Raw genomic sequence first — 20583 nt, forward strand, 5'->3', positions numbered from 1 at the left:
CACAGGTCCTCCAACGAACGCTTTCCGCCCTGTTTCCGATGCTATCCACCCAGTGCTCCCTGGCAGGAACCCGACCCGGTCATTTCAACGGGTCACACGTGACCAATGTCTTCGGCTCCAGATACGCGCTCATCCCCCACCTGCCCATTTCGCGCCCAAGGCCTGAATGCTTGAATCCACCGAAGGGGGCACGCGGTTCGTGGGCCAGGGTGTTGATGAGCACACGTCCCGAATCGATCTGACGGGCGATATTCATACAGCGTTCGGGGCTCTTTCCCAGCACCAGGGCGCTCAGCCCATAGTCCGTATCGTTGGCAATGCTGATCGCATCAGCGTCATCCTCGTAGGGGATGATAGTCAGCACGGGGCCGAAGATTTCCTCACGCGCGATGCGCATCCGGTTGTTGGCATCAGTGAAGATCGTGGGCTTCACAAACCATCCGGCGTGCAAGCCTTCCGGGCGACCTTCGCCACCCACCAGCAACCTCGCACCTTCTTCCTGGCCGATACGGATGTAGCGCTGCACCCGTTCCCATTGTTTCTGGCTCACCATCGGGCCGATGTCGGTGTCGGCGTTGCGCGGATCGCCCGATTGAATCTGTGAGACGCCCTCCTTCGCAATCCTCTCGAACTCTGCCAACCGTCTGCGCGGCACAAGGATGCGCGTGCCCGCGATACAAGCCTGGCCGCTATTGAGAAATCCGGCTTGCAGCACCAATGGCATGACCGCCTGGAAATCCGCATCGTCGAGCACCACGGTGGGCGACTTGCCGCCCAGTTCGAGCGTCACGCGCTTCATGGTGTCGGCACCAGTTCTTACCAGATGCTGACCGACAGCGGACGAACCCGTGAACGAGATCTTGGCAACGTCGGGATGGCGGGCGATTTCTTCGCCAACCACATCGCCCCGTCCGTTGACGATATTGAATACACCCGGTGGCAGCCCCGCTTCGTGCAACGCCCTGACCACGACCTGCGTCTGTAACGCGCTCATCTCGCTGGGCTTGATGACGGCGGTGCAGCCTGCCGCCAGCGCGGTGGCCAGCTTGTTGCAGATGAAGCCCGCATTGCTGTTCCAGGGCGTGATCAGACCGGTCACGCCCACGGGCGTCAGAATGACCCTGGCCATGCCGACCTGTTCCTCGAAATCGAACGCCTCCAGCGCATCGATCGCTTGCGCAATCACATCAGCCGGATAAGTCGCCATCCAGCGCCCGCGAACCGCAGGCGCGCCGTATTCCACGAGGATGGCTTCCAGCAGTTCTTCCTCCCTTGCCGCCACGGCCCGGTGCATGCGTTGCAGTGCCGCAATGCGCTCCTCCCGACTTGTACGAGCCCAGGCCGGGAACGCAGCCTTGGCGGCTGCGATGGCACGCTGTGCGTCCAGTGCATCGCCCAGCCGAACCTGACCGATGACTTCCTCGGTGCTCGGGTTATGAAGGTCGAACCATTCCTGACCGTGCGGAATGACGAACTCGCCGTTGATGTAGATGTGTTCAATGCGCTGCATGGCGACTCCTCGCTCAAAATGACTCGCCTGAATCGAGCCTCTGTGAAGTGAAGTCTAAGAAGGATTCATTGTTCCGATAAGCTATCCTTTGGCTTATGAAGCATCCGCATTTTCAGGACAATCCATGCACAAAACAGGAATGACCGAGCTGGAAGTGGTTCTGGCCGTTGCGCGCCGCAGCAGTTTTCGTGGCGCGGCACAGGAATTGGGCATGTCCACCACCGCCGTGAGCAGCGCGGTGGCCGGCCTGGAAGCGCGCCTGAAGGTGCGCCTGTTCAATCGCTCCACGCGCAGCGTTGCCCTCACCGACATCGGGCAACGCTATGTGGAGCGCATTGCCCCTGCATTGGCGCAGATCAAAAGTGCCGGCGAAGAGGCCAGCGTCGGCCCCGACGAACCCAGCGGCACACTGCGCATCAATGCACCGCATGGCGCGGCCTACCTGCTGCTGGAGCCGCTGTTCAAGCAGTACGCTCAGCGCTATCCCGAGGTGCGCATCGACATCGTCAGCGAATCAAGCATGGTCGACATCGTCGCCGGGGGCTTCGACGCCGGGATTCGCCTGGCAGAGTCCGTACCGCAAGACATGATTGCCGTGGCGCTGTCAGGTGACATCCAGATGCTCGTGGTGGCAACGCCCGAGTATCTCGAACGCCATGGCGTGCCCGAGCACCCGCGAGACCTGCTCAGCCACCAGAGCATCGGCATGCGCATGGCCCACGGTGGCCTCTACCATTGGGAACTGGAGCGCGACGGCCAGAAGTTGCAGATGGATCTGCCGGTGCGCTTCGCATTCAATGAGTTGCCGGCCATCAAACAGGCCGTGTTGTTGGGCCTTGGCATCGGTTTCATTTCCGAGTGGTTCATCCAGGAAGAACTGGCAAGCGGCGCCCTGGTGCCGGTGCTGATGCCGTGGTGCCCGTCGTTTGGCGGGTTGAGGCTTTATTACTCGGGTCATCGCTTCGTGCCGGCGCGATTGCGCGCACTGATTGATCTGGTGCACGAGTTGCGGCCCAATCTGGTTTGATTCGGGCGACGAGTCGGCACCGGATGGCGCTTAACCGCAATCGAATATCGTGACTGTCTTTTCGGTCATGGCAAAAAGGCAAAAAGGGGGACAAGGCAAAAAGGGGGACAGATTTATTTTCTGCACTCGCGCGCTGCGTCGGCAGCCGCATCAGCACATCTTTGAGAGAGGCATACGGATCATGCCCATTCATGCGTGCCGACTGGATCAAGCTCATGATCGCAGCTGCCCGCTTGCCGCTGCGTAGTGACCCGGCGAACAACCAGTTCGAGCGTCCAAGTGCGCACGGCCTTATCTGATTTTCGACTGCGTTGATAATGGGCATAGCGCCGTCCTCGATATTCAGCTCGGGCAAATTTCAATAAATCCTTCCCCTCGTTAAATGTAAAAACATCCAAGGCGCCATGAATTTTCAAAAGATATATTCCCCGACAAGGCGGATTCGGAAAGTACATTGCCCCGTTCTCCAACTCATTCTCAGTTAGAACTTCAGCCTCAATAAATCCAATTTTTTCTCCTTTTTCATTTCGCCTTGGAAGAGTAACTCGTCCGGAGCCAAAACCGGTATATATAGGAATAGAAAATTTCTCCGCAATGGACTCAATAATCAGATCGTGATTAAGCGAGAAAACCCAGAGAGGTGAATCCCCTTTGATTAATGAGCAAAAACCTTCATATCGCTGCAACTGACTATCGATCAAATCTTCGTTATTCACCTGCCGAAAATAAAGCAATCTATATACAAGTTCAACCATCCACGAATAGAGACCAGAATATTCCTGAAGATAATCTCCATTGCGCTTAGATTGAGCCTCAAGGTAACCTAATATGCTTTCATAATGTAGATTACCCATATTTAGCACGACTAAAAAATCATCTACTACAATTTCAGAATAGCCACCACCCTGTGCCCGCCAGCTCTCATTGAGCTGTTTGAATTTATCGGTAGTGAGCCACCCTTAATCTCTTCAGTAAGTTCCAAAACCAAAGGCATTGAGGCTTCATAGGAAGCGCCTGCGCCTATAAAAAGCCCTATAAGTGGTGCCATAAAATTTTCCCCAAAATTTAATTCACATCATGAAATTAGAGCACTACTGACAAAAAGGGGGACAGATTTATTTTCTGAAAATAAATCTGTCCCCCTTTTCCTCTGGAAGTTGGCGATGGTCTTGAAATCCGGCATCAAACGCCCGGTCAACCACATCAGCTCGACGTTGCGTTGAGCTTCTCGCTCCAAACGTCGGCTCGACTGGATGCGGTTGAGATAGCCGTAGATGTAGATCTTCAGCAAGATCGCGGGATGGCAAGCCGGCCGGCCAGTATCGGTTGGAACGGCACCTTCAAAACCCAGATTGACCAGGTCGAGTTCGTCGACGAAGACGTCGACTACACGCATCAGATTGGATCGCTGACGTAGTCATCGAGGCTCTTGGGAGGTAAGGAGCCTTGGCCTCGATGTTCACCTTGGATAAAGCGCTTCATGGGCGATCCTTGCGATGAAATCCTCAGAAATCAGAGCAAGGGTTCGCGGAGGCGTTTTTACACACTCTCGGCCAGAAGCGGTCACTGGGATGCGCCTGGAAAACGAGTTGATTCAATGGGCATCAGAAATGACTGTGTGTGCCGACACGATGGCTGATATCTTTCCCGCGCACCAAATCGCGTCCAATCGACGCAGATCCCATCAAGGAAGATACAAACAATGAAAATATCATTCATCGCTTCGCTAGGAATTTTATCGCTAATTCAAACATCACTATCCTTCGCGGATAATGTTAATGGAAAAAATCTCTATTTACAGCGATGCACCATGTGCCACGGAATAGAACTCAAAGCAACAGGACCATTGGCTAATAAAAGCAATCCTCCTACACCTGACCTAACAACATCCGCTTTCAAAAAACGATTAAATGATTATCCGGGCGTGATTGTATCATCGATAATACTTCGTCCAAATGGAGACTTGATTCCAAAAACTTTGCGAGAGAATGGTGTAAAGCTATCGCCGTACTCATGGGGGATTAAAGATCTGCGCGATTTAAATCAATACATGGTTGGTGTGATTTCAAAAAATAGATGATTTTTGAGATGAGAGGTAGGCCCAGAAATCTAAAAGCCATTTCAGGTTTGAGGGCTTGTGGGATAATGCCGGTGAGCCAGTCGACCTCTCGCGGGCACATCGCTAATGAACAATCTCGGATTAATACAAGCTCGGGCGGCTCTTCGCATCCAGCAGCAGTCGGCTGCGGTCGTGACAGGCAAATAACGGCCAAGAGCGGTCACTCACAAATGATCAATGTCGGTCATTTAGTTTTATCTACGTAACCTGTGGCACACCTGGCTTCGCAACGAAACTTGATCGAGAGAACGACACCGCTATCCCAACAGTGCGTGTTTTAGCACCGAGTCGGTCGTGGTCTGGTAGTGGCTGGACAGCAATTCGCAAGCCTTGCCGATGTCTTTGGCCAGCGCAGCATCCATCAACTGGCGGTGTTCGTTCGGCACATCACGTGCGCTGCTGTCGGCATAGTGCATCGACAGAAAACGATAGCGCGCTGTCTGGTCTCGCAGTGACGAGCACAGCCGCAGTAATGTCGGTGAATTGCAGCTGGAGATCAGCGCCTGATGGAATACTTCGTGAGCTTTTTCCCACTCGGGTTTTAGCAGTCGCTCCGGGCCTTCGACGATGGTCAGGCGATCCAGTCGATGGTGAGCGGCAAGAACACGACTCTCCCACTCCACATCACCCTGACGAATCGAATCGGCAAGCGCCTTGCATTCGATGTGCAATCGCGCAGCTGTGATGTCGGCGATTTCTGCTGCAGAGATACGGCCGACACTGAAACCTTTCTGATCGGCGGCAGATACGAAGCCACTGCTGGCCAGGCGCGACAAGGCTTCACGCAGCGGAATCACACCGACGTCGTAGGCTTCGGACAATTCCTTGAGACGCAGGCGACTGCCCGGAGCCAATTGGCCATTGATGATGTCCTGGCGAATCCGTTCTTCCAGCTGCGAAGCCATGGTGCGCTTTTCGGTGGGCTCGGCCGATTGCCAGTTGATCAAAGGGGAATTCAAGGTCGACTCCATTTTTCGCTTGTCTGCACGAATCATACACAGGATGAATAATTTCTCACATCATCTTAAATATATATTTTTTTGTTGACGGTATATTTTTTTGGCTCTAGCTTTGTCAACACGCAGTCGGTACTGCCCTTCACCACCGGCGCCCATCAAATCAACAAGAGAAACCTGTCATGCGCTACGTCCGCTTCCTCAATCAAGGTCAACCTGTTCTGGGTGTCGTCACTGCCGACGGCGTACGCGTACTAGGAACCGAAACGCTTGAGTCGTTGTTGGCGCGAGGTGTCGATCTGACCACTCATGCCCAAGGTGCCAATGGCGCTATCGTCGAAATCGCCGAAGACGCTTACCTGCCATTGATGGAGCGTCCGACCAAAATCGTTTGCGTCGGCCTGAACTACGCCGATCACACCAAAGAGTCCCCTTACGCTCAACCGACCTACCCCACCCTGTTTCCTCGCTGGAACTCTAGCCTGACAGCCCATAACAAACCGCTGATTCGTCCGCGCATCTCCGACACCCTCGACTACGAAGGTGAAATGGCTGTGGTTCTGAAAAGCGGCGGTCGTCATATCCGCAAGGAAGACGCACTCGATCACGTCGCCGGTTATGCGCTGTTTAACGAAGGCTCGGTACGCGATTATCAGTTCATCTCGCCGCAGTGGACCGTCGGCAAAAACTTCGATGACACGGGTGCGTTCGGGCCGGTGCTAGTGACTGCCGATGAGTTGCCAGCGGGTGGCAAGGGTTTGTTGCTTGAGACACGCGTCAACGGCAAGGTAGTACAATCGGCCAACACCACAGACATGCTATTCGACGTCGCCACCATCATCTCTACGTTGAGTGAAGCGGTCACTCTCGAAGCAGGCGACGTGATTGTCAGTGGTACCCCGGCTGGCGTTGGTTTTGGCATGAATCCCAAGGTTTATCTGAAAGCAGGCGATGTGGTCGAAGTATCGATCGAGGGCATCGGCAAACTGGTCAACCCGGTTGTCGACGAAGTCTGATAACAGACACAGCTTCGAACTCGGCGCAGGGCCGACCTCGCCCCTGCGCCCCACTACAAGAATAATTAAATGGAGGCAATCATGAGCGTGTCCCATGGTGTGCATTCAATCGATCATTACGCGCTGAACGTCCCGTCTCTGGACGAAGCCTGCCAATTCTTCGAAAGCTTCGGCCTCGACGTTCTCCGTGAACAGAACCAGCTTTTGTTGCGAGCAACTGACGGCCATGTCTGGGCAAAAATTTTCCCTGCGGCCTCCAAGTCCCTCGCCTATCTGAGTTTCAACTGCTACGAGCAGGATTACGCTGCGTTGCGCCAGCAGATCGAAACCGCTGGCGGGGTGTTCGAAGATCGTCCCGAAGCCGGAATCTGGTTTCGCGACCCGGACGGCAACCTGTTGCACGTGAAGGTCGGCGAAAAAACCATGCCCGATCAAAAGTCCGACCACCACAACAGCATCACCCCCTCCAACAGTCGCGGCGCAACGACCCGCAACGCCATGGCGCAGGTCCGCCCTCGCCGCTTATCCCATGTCCTGTTGTTTACCCCCGATGTCCTTGGCGCGCTGCACTTTTACCAACAAGCCCTGGGTTTGAAGCTCTCCGACAAGTCGATGGACATTATCGCCTTCAGTCATGCCGCCCACGGTTGCGACCATCATCTGGTGGCGTTCGCCAAGAGCAGCGCCAAGGGCTGGCACCACGCTGCGTGGGAAGTCGACAGCATTGATGAAGTCGGCGCGGGCGCTTCGCAAATGGCGGCGGCGGGACACGTGAAAGGCTGGGGCACGGGCCGTCATTGCCTGGGTTCGAACTATTTTCATTACGTGCAGGATCCGTGGGGTTCGTTCTGCGAATACTCGGCAGACATGGACTACATCTCCGAAGGCAGCGAATGGCCTGCCGGCGATTACCCCCCGGAAAACTCACTGTACCTCTGGGGCCCGGACGTGCCGGACAACTTCATTTTCAACACTGAAGCGGATACCCCGGCACCTGCCTGAGTCGCCTGCCGCTTATTGTTTAAAAAAAATGGAATTCCTGCATTGCGCGAGCCTCCCTGGTTCGCGCAACAGGCCCGGCCATGTCCGGAAATCATTGCGAAGTACACGAGGCACAGATCATGAACCAGCACACTACAGTCGATGTCGCCATTGCCGGTTACGGCCCCGTGGGCCAGACCCTGGCCATTCTATTGGGCCAAATGGGTTATTCAGTCGCCGTCTTCGAACGCTGGCCAGCGCTTTACCCGCTCCCGCGGGCAGTATTTTACGATCATGAGATTCGCCGTATTTTCCTTTCCATGGGCCTTGGCGAAGAACTGGCGAAAATCTCCCAGCCGTCGGCACGCTACCAGTGGTTCAACGCTGACTGGAAAGTCCTGGTAGAGATCGATTGGTCGGCTGAATCCATCAGTGACGGGCCGTTCGGTTACCTGTTCAATCAGCCATCGCTGGAAGCCGCACTGGACCGCAAAGCCAAGAGCATCGGCAACGTGCAGGTCCATCAGGGCTGGGAAGCAACTGCGCTGAAACAAGACACCCAAGGCTGCGATATGGTTCTCAATCGGGTCATCCGCGAAGACGGCAAGTTTTCACTCGGTAAAGAGCAGCAAAGTGTCCGGGCTCGTTATGTGATCGGTGCCGACGGCGCCAACAGCTTCGTGCGCCAGTCGCTGGGAGTTGAATGGCAGGATCTGGGCTTTCAGGAAGACTGGCTGGTAGTCGACTTGCAACCCAAGTCCGGTGTGCAACTGGATGTGCCGGACATCGGCCAATGGTGCAACCCCGAACGACCGACCACCATGGTCCCTGGAGGTCCCGGTTATCGCCGCTGGGAATTCATGCGCCTGCCCCATGAAACCATCGAAGAATTGCAAGACACCGACAAGGTCTGGTCACTGCTGTCGCGCTGGGTGACGCCGGACACCGCTGACTTGGTGCGCCACGCAGTCTATCAGTTCCGTTCACGCATTGCCTCGAACTGGCACAGCGGTCGGGTAATGCTGGCCGGCGACGCGGCCCACGTGATGCCACCGTTCATGGGCCAAGGCATGTGCTCGGGGATCCGGGATGCATGGAACCTGTCCTGGCGTCTCGATTTGCTGCTCCGCGGTTTGGCTGACAACAGCCTGTTGGACAGCTACACACTGGAGCGCAAACCGCAGATCCGCGCCGTGATCGAAGCGTCCATGGCCATGGGTAAAGTCGTTTGCGTATCGGACCCGGTGAAGGCCGCCGAGCGCGATGCAGCCTATTTGAGCGGCAACGTCGCACCACTGCCGCCGTTCCCGGGTTTAACCGATGGTCTATTGCAAGAGGATGGCCAATTGCGCGGCATTCTTGGGGTGCACGGTTCGATCGAAATCGGTGGCAAGGTCAGCCGCTATGACGATGTCATCGGACGCAGCTTCCACTTGCTGGTGAGAGGTGACGAGAATCCTTTCGCGGTGCTCGACCCGGAACAGCTGGCATTCATTCGTGACTACGACGTGAAAGTCGTTCGGCTCGCGGAAACGGCTGACAGCAGCAGAGGCATCTATCGCGATGTCTCTGGCAAATACCTGCAATTCATGGCCGAGGCCGGACTCAAAGCCCTCATCGTGCGCCCCGACTACTACTGCTATGGCGGCGTCGCAGAGCTGTCTGCGCTGCCAAAATTGCTCCACTCCCTGCGCGAGCAATTGCAGCACAGCAGCCAAACCCATGTCGTCAATGGTGGAAAGGCCCGCCACGCCTGACACGATTTCCCGGAGGCATGGATGCCCCGCTCTCTAAAACTCTGACAACAAAAACAAGAGACAGATAATGATCAACATCAAGGTGAAAACGCTTGGTGCGGTTTTGGCCGCCTTCGCAACACTCAACACACACGCCGCCGAAACCCCTGAAACGGGTGAAGGCACGCTATTTCGTAGCTTGTTTGGAGACACACTGGAAAAGGATTACGGGATTCAGGTCTCTGGCCTTTTTGACGTCGCTTACTCTCGCAATAATCGTTCGACACACGATGAGCGTCAGGATGGGTTGAGCAATCTCCCGGTGGTTGGTTTCGCCGACGAGGGCCTGGAATGGGGTAGCTTGCATCTGTTCGTCGACAAGCCCCTGAAGGGCACCATGGTGCCACGTATCACGCCGTTGCCAGGTCCTGCGCCGAGCGAAGCATCCTTCGGTTTTACCTTCGAAATGAACTACGGGCGTAATGCCCAGTTCGCCCGCACCGCGGGCTGGGACCAGCATTGGGACGTTAACGCTCCTGGTGATAACAACCTCGCCAAGGCCCAGAGCGACAAGCAGAAGTTCCTTGCCATTCCCAACATTGCCGCCACCGCCTACCTGCCTTACGGCCGTGGTATCACTGTCATGGCCGGTATATTCGGCCCAGCCATGGGCTATGAGATACCGCCCAACATCCGTGCTGCGCGCAATCAATTTGCCAGCAAGACCTACGCCTTCGTTAGCGAGCCGGGAACCGTAAGTGGCGTGCTGCTCGGTACGCGATTGTACAACGGCGAATCGTCGATTCTCGGCGCCGAATTGGGCGTCGTCCAGGGTTGGGACAACCTGAGCGATAACAACCACCAGAAGTCGATGATGGGGGCCTTGCGTTGGCGTACTGCGGACATGCAGACCTGGGTGGACTATGAATTCATCGTAGGGGATGAACAGAACGACAGCTTCAGCGATGTGCAGGCTCCAACGTCGCGCTTGGTGTCGCCAGAGGGTCAGTTAAAGCAACAACACTCGCTCAACGGCTGGCATCGTTTCGACTCAAACTGGTCGATGGGCGCCGAGCTGGTTTATGGCCGTCAGGACGGTGACGGCAAGGCCACAACCATCGACATCATCAACGGTCCTGGTTTCGATGGCGCCCATTGGTGGGGTGCCAATGCGGTGCTCACCTACCAGCAACGCCCGGACCTCTCCTACTCGGTGCGAGCCGAACATTTTGCCGATCCCGACGGGTTCATCCTGCTGCCGGTATCTACCGCTCGCGGCAATTTCAATGCCCTCACTGCGGGCCTGCGCTATGACCTGAACAAGTACATCTCGTTGCGCCCTGAAGTGCGTTACGACGTGTTTGATGGCAATGCCGACGATCACCCGTTTGGCGCGGGTCGCAACAACACGCAGCTGACCGGCCTAGTTGAAGCGCTGTTTTATTTCTAAGACCTTGGCGGCCGGGCTTACGTACGGCCACTAACCCTAAACTCCATCCGGGTAACAACCATGAATAACAATAAGCATGCGTGGGATGTGCGTTACGAATTCAAAGCGGTAGCCCTGCTGGCCTTGGGCTTCGGCCTCGTGGGCCTGGACCGGTTTATCATCCTGCCGCTATTCCCGGTGATGATGAAAGACCTGGGCCTGAACTATCAGGATCTGGGCAACGTGACGGCGATACTGGGCTTGGCCTGGGGCATTTCCTCGATCTTCATGGGGCGGCTGTCCGATCGCATAGGTCGACGCAAAGTGCTGATTCCGGCCGTGCTGGTGTTTTCGCTGCTCGCAGGCCTTTCCGGTTTGGCGACCGGCATCGGCGGGTTGATGCTGATCCGCGCGATCATGGGCATTTCCGAAGGCGCTTTCACCCCAACAGCCCTGGCGGCCACGGCAGAGTCATCGCATCCTCGCCGGCGCGGGATGAACATCGGCATTCAGCAGGCGTTTTTCCCGATCCTCGGCTTGGGTCTCGCGCCCATACTCGCCACACAGCTGTTGCTCGTCGTGCCTTCGTGGCGCTGGGTGTTCGCAATCGTTTCGCTGCCGGGTTTCCTGCTGGCATTGGCGATGTACCGTTACTTGCGGGAAACGCGCGCAGCCACTGCGAAAAAAGCCGAAGCGAGTGCCGCAGTGGATCACCCGCGTTGGCTGGATGCCCTGCGCTATCGCAACGTACTGCTGAACATCGTCGGCATGTTCTGCATGCTGACCTGCCTGTTCGTGATCAGCGTGATGATGCCGAACTACTTGATGGACTATTTGCACCTGGAAGTACAGCAGATGGGCTTCGTCATGTCGGCCATTGGCCTGGGTGGTTTTCTCGGGCAATTGATCATGCCTGCCGTGTCAGACCGCATCGGCCGTAAACCGGTGGTGCTCATTTCGTTCGTCGCCACCGGCGCATTTCTTTGGTTGCTGATGGGCACTGGTGCCGAGCCGGTCAAGTTGTTCGCGCTACTGTTTCTGACGATTTTCTTCAACTTCAGCATGATCTGCATGACGGTCGGACCACTCACCAGTGAATCGGTGCCGGCCGCGCTGACGTCTACCGCTACCGGGTTGGTGGTGGGCATTGGTGAGATTTTTGGCGGCGGTGTCGCGCCGGCTATCGCGGGTTATATCGCACAGCATCACGGGATCGAAAACACGATGTATCTGGCACTCGGCGCGGTGGTGGTCGGGTTGCTGGTCGCGACCTTTTTACGTGAAACCGCACCCGCCAGAGTGGCCGAGCCTGGGGTCGAAGGCATCGACAGCGTTTAACAAAATTCACTCTCCACCCGGGGAGCGACAGGAGGTCGGAATGGGATTGCTTGTTCGCAACAACAGCTCTCCCGCGCCACGCACACGATGAGCGTGCCAGCGCCAGGCGCCACGATCGCCCGGCGCTGATTTATCCCTTGAGCGTTTCATCAAAGCAAGGCGCCGGCCACAAGCCGGCGCCGTCTCATCCGATGTTCGCTTAGACAGCGGCAAAAAAACAAAGCGTCCATCAATGCGCACGCTGCGATCCCCTTCTTTGAGGACAAATCCGTTGTTTTTCAGAAAAATGAAGTTGGCACCGCGCTCAATTTTCGGCTTTGGCTTGATTGGCTTGGTCGTCCTGCTGCTTGGCCTGTTCTCATTGAGTATGGTCAAGCAAATGAGCGTGCAGTCCGAAGCCATCAGAGAGGTCTGGGTCCCCGCAATCATCCGGCTTGCAGCGTTGAACACAACGGAGGATCGAGCCGGAATAATGACCTTCAGGATGGTTGTTCTACAGGATCCCTCTGCCTTGGCCGCCAATCAGACAGGGTTGAAGCAAGTACTCGAAAGCGTTCGACAGCAGCAAGATGATTTTGCCGCGCACCTGCACGACAAATCGGAGCAGGAAATGTTCGAACGCTACCTTCAAGCCTACAAGGCTTTTAGTCATGAGCGACTCGAAGTCATCCGGCTCGCAGCAGGTGGGCAAACGGCATCGGCTATTGAGATACTGAATGGCCCCATCGATAAATTTGCTATGGAACTGGGCGTCAGCTCGGGGCAGCTGCTGGATTTTTATCTGAAGCATTACCATCAGGCGGCTGAAAACGAACAGCAGACACGTGATCGTGTCGTGACGGGGGTCATTGCGGCAATGGCACTGGCCGCCCTGTTGACTGTACTGCTGGCGACGCTCTACACCAGAAGTATTAACCAGCCACTGCTCGACGCTCTTAAGGTAGCGGAGAACATTGCGCAAGGTGATTTGACCTCTTCAATCGACGATACGGGGAACGATGAGCCAGCCTTATTGCTTCGAGCATTGAGGGCCATGCAGGGCAATCTTCACGACACCGTTCTGCGTATAACGGACTCTTCCACCCTGCTGGCTTCGTCCTCGCAGCAGTTTCATTCAGTGATAGCGATCGCTACGAGCGGGCTTCAGGAACAGAACAGGGAAATCGAGCAAGCCGCCACGGCCGTGAATGAAATGACCGCTGCGGTCGATGAAGTCGCGAGAAATGCATCGGCAACGGCACACGCTTCACGAACCACGGATGTCGCGGCACAAACTGGTAAAGCTCGTGTCGTCGAAACACTTGAGTCGCTCTCACTATTAGCAGAGCGCATTTCCATTACCGCAGATCGCGTAGAAGCACTTGCAAGCAGCGTGTCCGGCATTAACCGGGTGCTTGAAGTGATACGGTCGATCGCTGAGCAAACCAACCTTCTGGCGCTTAACGCGGCGATTGAAGCCGCCCGGGCTGGCGAAGCCGGTCGTGGTTTTGCCGTCGTCGCCGAGGAAGTGCGGGCATTAGCTTTTCGCACGCAACAATCTACGGGTGAGATTGAACTGATGGTCAGCGAGCTAAGCAGCGTGGCGGCGCACACATTGTCGTCCATGCAACTGAGCACGGATCGTGTCCACTCAACCTTAGGCCTTGCTCAAGAGGCGGATTCGGCGTTGCAACAGGTAACCATTGCAGTCGAGTCAATCAGTCAAATGAACATCGTCATCGCCAGTGCATCGGAGCAGCAAGCCCAAGTCTCTCGGGAAATTGATCGGAGCTTGATCAGCATTCGTGATCTGTCGGTGCAAACCTCGGCGGGAGCGGTACAGATTCATTCGACCAGCGAAGAACTGTCGCTCCTGGCGACGGGCCTGCGCGGTCACATCAACAAGTTTCGCCTCTAGCTCGGGCGTTCAGCATTCTTTGCGCGAGGTTTTATACATGATCGAATTCCACCAAGTCACCGCGTACCAACAACAGACACGGGTGCTCAATCGGTTGTCGTTGAAGATTGAGCCGCACGAGCGCGTGGCAATCCTGGGCCCCAACGGCGCGGGTAAAAGCACCCTGCTTAAACTGATAAACCGGGAGCTGTATCCCGTTGCGCAGGAAGGCAGCTACCTGAAGCTTTTTGACAGCGAAACGATTCATCTTTGGCAGTTGCGGGACAGGATCGGTTTTGTTTCGCACGACCTGCAAGAGAACTACACGCCCTATACCACGGCATTAGAGGTTGTCGTTTCCGGGTTTTTCGGTGCCATTGGCAGTCATGAACACCTTCAACCGACGAATATCCAGGCCGATCAGGCCCGGGCAATGATGACCAGACTCGGAATTGCGCAGGATGAGGCCTGCATGTTTCAGCGCCTTTCCACCGGCCAGAAGCGGCGTCTCCTGCTGGCCCGAGCACTTGTTCATCATCCCGAGGCGTTGATTTTCGATGAGCCCGCCAATGGCCTGGACATGGGCGCCAGCCTGGCCATGCTGACGCTGTTGCGCAGCTTTTGCAGTGAGAACCGGTCATTGATCATCACCACTCACCACGTTGACGAAATCATTCCCGAAATTGACCGCGTGGTGCTGATCAACCGAGGACAAATTATTGCTGACGGCCCAAAACCCGAAATTCTCACGAGTAAAAACTTGTCGGAGCTGTATCAGACCAGGCTACAAATCACCGAGAACAACGGTTGGTATCGCTGCTGGCACGATTGAGGCTGCCGTTCAAATCAAGGCGAATCAGTGGGGGGGCTCGCCGGGTCACCCGCAGCCGATGCCACTCCCGCCTGCAGGTAGACCTTGGAAAACGCCACGGCCTCCTGCGCCGGGGTGTTCGCCACACCGAAACCGCGCAGCACCATCAAAATGACCGCGTCGATATAAACCTCCGGGTCGTCCACCTTGCGCTGGGTCATGCTGCGAACCCCTTCCAGCGTCGCGCCGATCAGAGCATCGACGCCTGCCTGCATCGAGGGCAGTTCTAGCAAGCCTGCGCCTCGTCCCGCCTCCAGGTCGGCGAATACGTACTTCAGCAGGATCGACTCGTGCTGCACTAACTCGGCCCTCAGGAAAAACGCCGCCCAGCGACGGTCGGTATGTGCACGAAGCAGAAAAAGCCGCATCGCCGTGCTGATGCGCTCCAACGGATGAGTCAGCACGTCATACACGGGCAGGATGTGCAGGGTCATGCCGTCGGTGGCTTCCTGGCCTATGGCAGCCAATGCCTCCTCCAGTGAAGCAAAGTGTTTGTAGAACGCTCCTCGGGAAATCTGCGCCACCCGGGCAACATCTTCGATGCTGACCGAAACCTTTGCAGGGTCGGCCAGCAAGTCCATGGTCGCCGAGAGTATTCGAGCGCGCATCGCATCACGTTTGCGCCGAGCGGTCACGGTTCGGTGATCCGGCGGTGCGTCCATGTCCTCTCTCACTGTGGCCGGACTTTCCATTTGCGTTATGCCTTTTTGCATCAAATCGCCCACTCGCCCAGATGAATATATATCTTGACTGCAAAAATATATTTTAATTAATATCGAATTCGTCACCGTGACGGATTCGTCACTATTGTGTCACATGCCCATCCAAATAATCCCAATAACAGGAAAAGCCATGAATTCCGTCCTCCAAAATGCGGTTGTCGACGCCCAGATCGATAGCAGCGACCTTATTGCCCGCGCCAGCGGTTTGGTCGAGACCTTGCGCTCGCGTACCCGTGAAGTCGATGAACTGGCCCGTCTGCCCGAAAACACTGTGGCCGACCTCGACGCCATCGGCGCCTTTGACCTGATGATTCCACGCCAGCATGGCGGCCTGCAAACCAGCGTCAGAACCTACATGGAAATGGTCAGCGAAATCGGCCGTGGAGATGCCTCGGCCGGCTGGGCCTGCGCGCTGATCAATATTTGTAACTGGATGGTCGCAACCCTGTATCCCAAAGCGGTCAGCGACCCCATCTTCGCCAGCGGCGGCAAGGTGCGCAGCAGCGGTGTGCTGTCGCCACGCAAAGCCAAGGTCAAGCGCCAGGCAGGCGGTATCCTCATCGAAGAAGGCCTGTGGGGATTCAACAGCGGCGTGTACCACGCACAGTGGGACCTGCTGGGGATTCCGATCGTCAACGAAGTGGGTGAAACCGTGGACCAGGGGCTGGCACTCATCCCGATCCAGGACATCACCCTGTTGCACGATTGGGACACCATGGCACTGCGTGGTAGCGGCAGTACCTCGGTGTCGGTAAAAAATCTGTTTGTACCCGATGAGCGCATCGCTTCGGTATCCAAAGCCATCGCCGGCGATTACGCGTCCACACACCTGCAAGATGAAGCGCTTTATCGTGGCGCGTTCATTCCGCTGCTGGCAATCATCCTGGTGTTTCCGGCCTTGGGCATCGCCAAGGCAGCACTGGAAACTTTTCTCGTCAAACTACCCGGCCGCGGCATTCAGTACACCTGGTACAGCCAACAGGACGAGGCTGCTGTGACCCACTTGCAGGTGGGTGAGGCCTCGGCCAAGTTCGATGCTGCACGGCTGGTGGTGGAGCGTTGCGTGGACGAAATCGATACCTGTGCCGCTCGCGGCTCGGCGATGGACCGACAAACCCGCGCGCGCATCCGCCGCGACACCGGTTATGCCAGTCAGTTGATCTGGGAAGGCGTTGACCTGCTGGCCACAGCCAGCGGCGGATCGCTGGCGGGTACTTCCAACCCGTTCAACCGCCTGTGGCGCGACGCCAGAGTGGCCAATCTGCATGGTGTGGTGTGTACCTCCACCAATCTGGAACTGTTTGGGCGAATCCTGTGTGGCAAAGAGGCCAATACGCCTTTGGTGTAAATGCACGATTCAGGCAGCGGCCAGGCGCACTGGCCGCTCGGCAAACGAATGGAGAATGACAATGAATAATGCACACAATGACGCTGCCAAGTTTCGCCGCGTGATGGGCCGCTTTGCCACGGGTGTAACAGTGGTGACCTACGAAAGGGAAAACCAACCGGCGGGTATGACGGCAAATGCGTTCCTGTCGGTGTCACTGGAGCCGCAACTGATCCTGGTGTCGATCAAGAACGAGTCACGCTTTTGCAACCACATAAAGCAAGGCGACTGTTACGGCGTGAACTTTTTGACCGAACAACAGGAGCACCTTAGCGGCCACTTCGCCGGGCGTGCCGTGGAGGGATTGAACGTGGCCATGAACAAGGTTCAGGGCGTGCCAATCATCGAGGGCAGCCTGGCCCACATTGTTGCTCGGGTGGTCCAGATCCATGCGGCTGGCGACCACCAACTGTATATCGCTGAGGTGGTCGAACTTGTTGAAGCAGAACAGGCGCGGCCGCTACTGTTCTTCTCTGGCCAATACGGCAAGTTGAACGCGGCTTGAGGCCGGGAGGGTCGACGGCGAGCCGGCTTCATTGCCCCCGCGCCAACGATCACAACGTTGCTGGTGCTACTGTGCCTTGATGTGCAACCCTCAGAAATGCGCGCACCGCACCGCCGGTTTCGTTGACGCGGCTGATGAGCAGCAAGTCGGTGTGAGGTTCTACGTCGTCGAATGTTCGGTAGGTCAGGCCCGGAATGCTGACCTGCATCAACGGCGCAGGCACCATCGCGACTCCCATGCCGGAAGCAACCAGCGCGAGCACGCTTAACGTGCTGGTTGTCCGTTGAACCTTAGGCTCGCGCCCCAATGCCTTGCGCAGCCCGGCCAGCATGTATTCATCTGCGCCGTGAGCGGCATAAATGATCAACGACTCCGCGCCCAGCATCGGCACGCGCAACGTTGGCTGGTTCGCCAACGGGTGGTCTTCGGGCAATGCAACCACTAAGGGCCAAGTGCCGATGCGCTCGAATAACAAGGCACTGTCGAGGGCCTGACCGCCGTGACTCGGCGCATAACCCAGGTCCAATTGACCGCTCTGAATGGCTTCGACCTGTAGCTGCGGCGCCAGCTCGCGGAGGATGACTTCCGCGTCCGGATAAGCCGCGCGAAAGGCACGAACGTCGGCCATCAACCGGCCGCTGAACACGGCGTTGCCGGCGAAGCCGATTCGTACGCTGCCCATCTCTCCACGTAGCGAGCGTTGCACCACGCGCTGGGCATGCGCCGCCTGATCGAGGGTGCGCTGTGCTTCGGCTCGCAACAACACACCGGCTTCCGTGAGTTCTACGCGACGACTCGTGCGCAAGAACAAAGGACCACCGAGTTCCTCCTCCAAGGCACGGATCTGCATGCTCAACGCGGACTGAACAATGTGCAGGCGCTGAGCTGCCCGGCCGAAATGCCCTTCCTCTGCGACAGCAAGGAAATAACGCAAATGACGCAAATCCATGAGTGTTTTTTCCCATCAGAATTAGTGATCGATCCTTCATATCAATCTATTTGAAGTTATCTGTCCAGGGGAAGATGCTGACGCCAACACCCCACCACCCGCCAAGGACACCGCATGCAGACTTACCTGGAAGACCGCCTCCAAATTACCGACCTGATTACCGGCTGGATCCATCGCGATTTAGGCCAATGGGATCAACTGGCCAACCTTGCCCACCCTGACGGGACCATAGAAGTCACTTGGTTTGAAGGACCGTTTGCCGAGTTCGTCGAAGGTTCAAAGCGCATGGGCAAGTCCGACTTGCGCACCAAACACCTGATCGGCACGCCAGTGGTCACCATCAATGGCAGCAAGGCCATCGTTGAAACCAACGCGGTAATTGTTGGCGAAAACGTCCGGTTGGATCTGGGTTGCAGCGTGCACAACCGTTTCTACGACCTTGTCGAGAAACGCCAAAGCCTGTGGAAGCTGGTCAAGCGCCAGAGCATCTATGACATGGGCGGCTTCACCTTCCCCCAAGGCCTGATCGAGATTGATCGTGAAACCGTGGCGCGCTACCCGCGCGAATACGCGCCGCTTGCCTACCTTCTGGAAAAAAGCGGCTTCCCGCTCAATCGGGTATTCGCCACCCGCGGCAGCGACCTTGAACTGACCATGCGGACCGAGGCCAGCGCGTGGCTCGCTGACTGATAACCCGCTATCGCCCACTTCACAACAGAGATTTTCCCGCACCCGGCAACCGCTTTGACCTTGCGTCCCGAACAGCACCACTACCGAAAATAATTACAACAGAGGTATTCAGTCGTGAACAATCAACTCGACATCTGCACGATCGTCGAAAGGAGTCGCTTGGGCGCCTTTCAGGTACTTGTGCTCGTACAGTGCTTCCTGTGCATGGTCGTCGATGGGTTCGACATTCAAGCCATGGCCTATGCCGCGCCCAGCCTCATCACTGAATGGGGCATTCCCAAAGCCAACCTGGGGCCGGTGTTCAGCATCAGCATGCTAGGCATGTTGATAGGTTCGCTCGCTTTGGGCTCGATAGCCGACCGTATCGGTCGCCGGCCAGTATTGGTGACCGCCTCGTTAGTGATGGCGGTTCTGATGTACTTCACCGCTCACACCACGACGGTGGACGGACTATTGGCACTGCGCTTTCTTACCGGGATCGCCATGGGTGCAATCGTGCCAAACGTCGCCACCCTGGTGACGGAATACGCCCCCCGGCACAACCGTGTGATGCTATTGACGCTGGTGTCATCGGGAATGGTCGTGGGAGGTCTCGTCGGCGGCGCCCTCGCTGCCGCACTGATTCCGCAGTATGGCTGGCAAGCAGTTTTCTATTTGGGTGCCATCGCCCCACTGTGTGTGGGTGTGCTGATGTTCTTTGCACTCCCCGAATCGCTGCAGTGGTGCGTTCTGCGCGGACGCCAACTAGACCGCGTCAGGGCCATCCTGACCCGTATAGAGCCCGGCCTTCAAATTAGCGAACAAACGACCCTGGTGATCGGTGAACCGCGCAAGAAAGGCCTGTCGCTCGCTCACTTGTTTGCCGATGGCAGGCTGCCCGGCACTTTGCTGCTGTGGCTGATCAACTTCATGAATATGCTCTGCGTGTATTTCCTCGCGTCGTGGACGCCGGTGCTGATGAGTGGCGCGGGCCATTCACCGTCGCAGGCGGTACTGGCGGGCACGTCCATGTGGCTGGGTGGCCTGGCGGGCGGCTGGCTCTTGGGCTGGTTTGTCGACCGACGCGGCTTCGGCGCCGTGCTCGTCCCCACATTCATTGTCTCTGCCGTGGCCATCGTTCTGTTCAGTCAGTACTACACCTCGATCAACCTGGCTTACATGACCATTGCCATCGCCGGCTTCGGCATCCTCGGCGGCCAAGCGGCACTGAACGCCATGACCTCTACCTTTTATCCGACTGCACTGCGGGCCACCGGCACTGGCTGGACGCTGGGAATCGGTCGCCTGGGGGGCATTTGTGGTCCTTTCATCGGCGCGACTCTGCTGCATCTGCAGTGGTCGACGAGTGACCTGCTGGTGGCCGCCGCCATTCCCGCCAGCATCACCGCCATCGGCATCATCGGCTTCTGGCGCCTGAATCGGACGACGGCTGTGCCAGTCACCACCTAAGCGTTCCGCACCGCGGCCAGCG

Annotated in this window: 17 protein-coding genes and 3 pseudogenes; 14 read left to right on the top strand and 6 right to left on the bottom strand. The window is 56.8% G+C overall.

The window, feature by feature from the left end; genetic code table 11:
* Positions 1-79 precede the first annotated feature (79 nt).
* The gene (locus JFU37_RS19040; RefSeq protein ID WP_201117362.1) at positions 80-1510 is read right to left on the bottom strand and encodes an aldehyde dehydrogenase family protein; all 1431 of its coding nucleotides are present in this window, start codon (positions 1508-1510) and stop codon (positions 80-82) included.
* Between the two features lie 124 nt (positions 1511-1634).
* Between JFU37_RS19040 and JFU37_RS19045 the strand changes: the two genes are divergently transcribed.
* Entirely contained in the window at positions 1635-2537 is a 903-nt protein-coding gene (locus JFU37_RS19045; protein WP_242485780.1) for a LysR family transcriptional regulator, read from the top strand.
* Between the two features lie 103 nt (positions 2538-2640).
* Here the strand turns inward: JFU37_RS19045 and JFU37_RS19050 are convergent.
* Together JFU37_RS19050 and JFU37_RS19055 are read right to left on the bottom strand one after the other, a co-directional pair.
* A pseudogene (locus JFU37_RS19050) lies at positions 2641-2877 on the bottom strand (transposase domain-containing protein); the annotation flags it as partial.
* Between the two features lie 798 nt (positions 2878-3675).
* Positions 3676-4019 (bottom strand): annotated as a pseudogene (locus JFU37_RS19055) (transposase); the annotation flags it as partial.
* 220 nt (positions 4020-4239) lie between these two features.
* Here JFU37_RS19055 and JFU37_RS19060 point away from each other — a divergent pair.
* Positions 4240-4617 carry a c-type cytochrome gene (locus JFU37_RS19060; protein ID WP_201117364.1) on the top strand — a complete coding sequence of 126 codons (378 nt, stop codon included), beginning with the start codon at positions 4240-4242 and terminating at the stop codon, positions 4615-4617.
* A 296-nt stretch (positions 4618-4913) separates the two neighbouring features.
* Here JFU37_RS19060 and JFU37_RS19065 read toward each other — a convergent pair whose 3' ends face one another.
* A complete protein-coding gene (locus JFU37_RS19065) occupies positions 4914-5615 on the bottom strand; it encodes a GntR family transcriptional regulator (RefSeq protein ID WP_242485781.1) in 702 nt (233 codons plus the stop codon).
* A gap of 179 nt (positions 5616-5794) precedes the next feature.
* Between JFU37_RS19065 and JFU37_RS19070 the strand changes: the two genes are divergently transcribed.
* The 8 genes and pseudogenes from JFU37_RS19070 (at position 5795) to JFU37_RS19100 (ending at position 14820) form a co-directional block, all read left to right on the top strand.
* Positions 5795-6628, top strand: coding sequence for a fumarylacetoacetate hydrolase family protein (locus JFU37_RS19070; protein ID WP_201117367.1), 834 nt, complete (start codon positions 5795-5797; stop codon positions 6626-6628).
* 81 nt (positions 6629-6709) lie between these two features.
* Positions 6710-7630 carry a VOC family protein gene (locus tag JFU37_RS19075; RefSeq protein ID WP_201117369.1) on the top strand — a complete coding sequence of 307 codons (921 nt, stop codon included), beginning with the start codon at positions 6710-6712 and terminating at the stop codon, positions 7628-7630.
* Positions 7631-7749: 119 nt separating this feature from the next.
* The gene (gene mhpA / locus JFU37_RS19080) at positions 7750-9366 is read left to right on the top strand and encodes a bifunctional 3-(3-hydroxy-phenyl)propionate/3-hydroxycinnamic acid hydroxylase MhpA (RefSeq protein WP_201117371.1); all 1617 of its coding nucleotides are present in this window, start codon (positions 7750-7752) and stop codon (positions 9364-9366) included.
* A gap of 67 nt (positions 9367-9433) precedes the next feature.
* The gene (locus tag JFU37_RS19085; RefSeq protein WP_201117382.1) at positions 9434-10795 is read left to right on the top strand and encodes an outer membrane beta-barrel protein; all 1362 of its coding nucleotides are present in this window, start codon (positions 9434-9436) and stop codon (positions 10793-10795) included.
* A gap of 60 nt (positions 10796-10855) precedes the next feature.
* On the top strand, positions 10856-12112 hold the full coding sequence (locus JFU37_RS19090; protein ID WP_201117384.1) for an MFS transporter: 1257 nt from the start codon (positions 10856-10858) through the stop codon (positions 12110-12112).
* 286 nt (positions 12113-12398) lie between these two features.
* Positions 12399-13154: pseudogene (locus JFU37_RS31305) on the top strand (MCP four helix bundle domain-containing protein); the annotation flags it as partial.
* Positions 13146-14009 carry a methyl-accepting chemotaxis protein gene (locus JFU37_RS31310; RefSeq protein WP_446739601.1) on the top strand — a complete coding sequence of 288 codons (864 nt, stop codon included), beginning with the start codon at positions 13146-13148 and terminating at the stop codon, positions 14007-14009. The pseudogene JFU37_RS31305 and the gene JFU37_RS31310, both read left to right, overlap by 9 nt.
* Positions 14010-14046: 37 nt before the next feature.
* Positions 14047-14820 (top strand): ABC transporter ATP-binding protein, encoded by a 774-nt coding sequence (locus JFU37_RS19100; RefSeq protein ID WP_201117387.1) that lies wholly within the window; start codon positions 14047-14049, stop codon positions 14818-14820.
* Between the two features lie 14 nt (positions 14821-14834).
* On the opposite strand, the gene JFU37_RS19105 is transcribed toward JFU37_RS19100, so the two are convergent.
* Positions 14835-15521: a TetR/AcrR family transcriptional regulator gene (locus JFU37_RS19105; protein ID WP_242485783.1), complete on the bottom strand. Its 687-nt coding sequence runs from the start codon at positions 15519-15521 to the stop codon at positions 14835-14837.
* A gap of 190 nt (positions 15522-15711) precedes the next feature.
* On the opposite strand from JFU37_RS19105, the gene JFU37_RS19110 reads away from it, so the two are divergent.
* Both JFU37_RS19110 and JFU37_RS19115 read left to right on the top strand, forming a co-directional pair.
* Positions 15712-16929, top strand: coding sequence for an acyl-CoA dehydrogenase family protein (locus tag JFU37_RS19110; RefSeq protein WP_201117391.1), 1218 nt, complete (start codon positions 15712-15714; stop codon positions 16927-16929).
* 61 nt (positions 16930-16990) lie between these two features.
* Positions 16991-17473 (top strand): flavin reductase family protein, encoded by a 483-nt coding sequence (locus JFU37_RS19115; RefSeq protein ID WP_242485784.1) that lies wholly within the window; start codon positions 16991-16993, stop codon positions 17471-17473.
* 49 nt (positions 17474-17522) lie between these two features.
* On the opposite strand, the gene JFU37_RS19120 is transcribed toward JFU37_RS19115, so the two are convergent.
* Complete coding sequence (locus JFU37_RS19120) at positions 17523-18422, bottom strand: LysR substrate-binding domain-containing protein (protein ID WP_201117395.1); 900 nt, start codon at positions 18420-18422, stop codon at positions 17523-17525.
* Positions 18423-18536: 114 nt separating this feature from the next.
* Here JFU37_RS19120 and JFU37_RS19125 point away from each other — a divergent pair, with 114 nt between their 5' ends.
* Positions 18537-19112: a nuclear transport factor 2 family protein gene (locus JFU37_RS19125; protein WP_201117397.1), complete on the top strand. Its 576-nt coding sequence runs from the start codon at positions 18537-18539 to the stop codon at positions 19110-19112.
* A gap of 114 nt (positions 19113-19226) precedes the next feature.
* Entirely contained in the window at positions 19227-20561 is a 1335-nt protein-coding gene (locus JFU37_RS19130) for an MFS transporter (RefSeq protein ID WP_201117399.1), read from the top strand.
* Positions 20562-20583 lie beyond the last annotated feature (22 nt).

Source organism: Pseudomonas sp. TH41 (assembly GCF_016650695.1).
Classification (GTDB): domain Bacteria; phylum Pseudomonadota; class Gammaproteobacteria; order Pseudomonadales; family Pseudomonadaceae; genus Aquipseudomonas.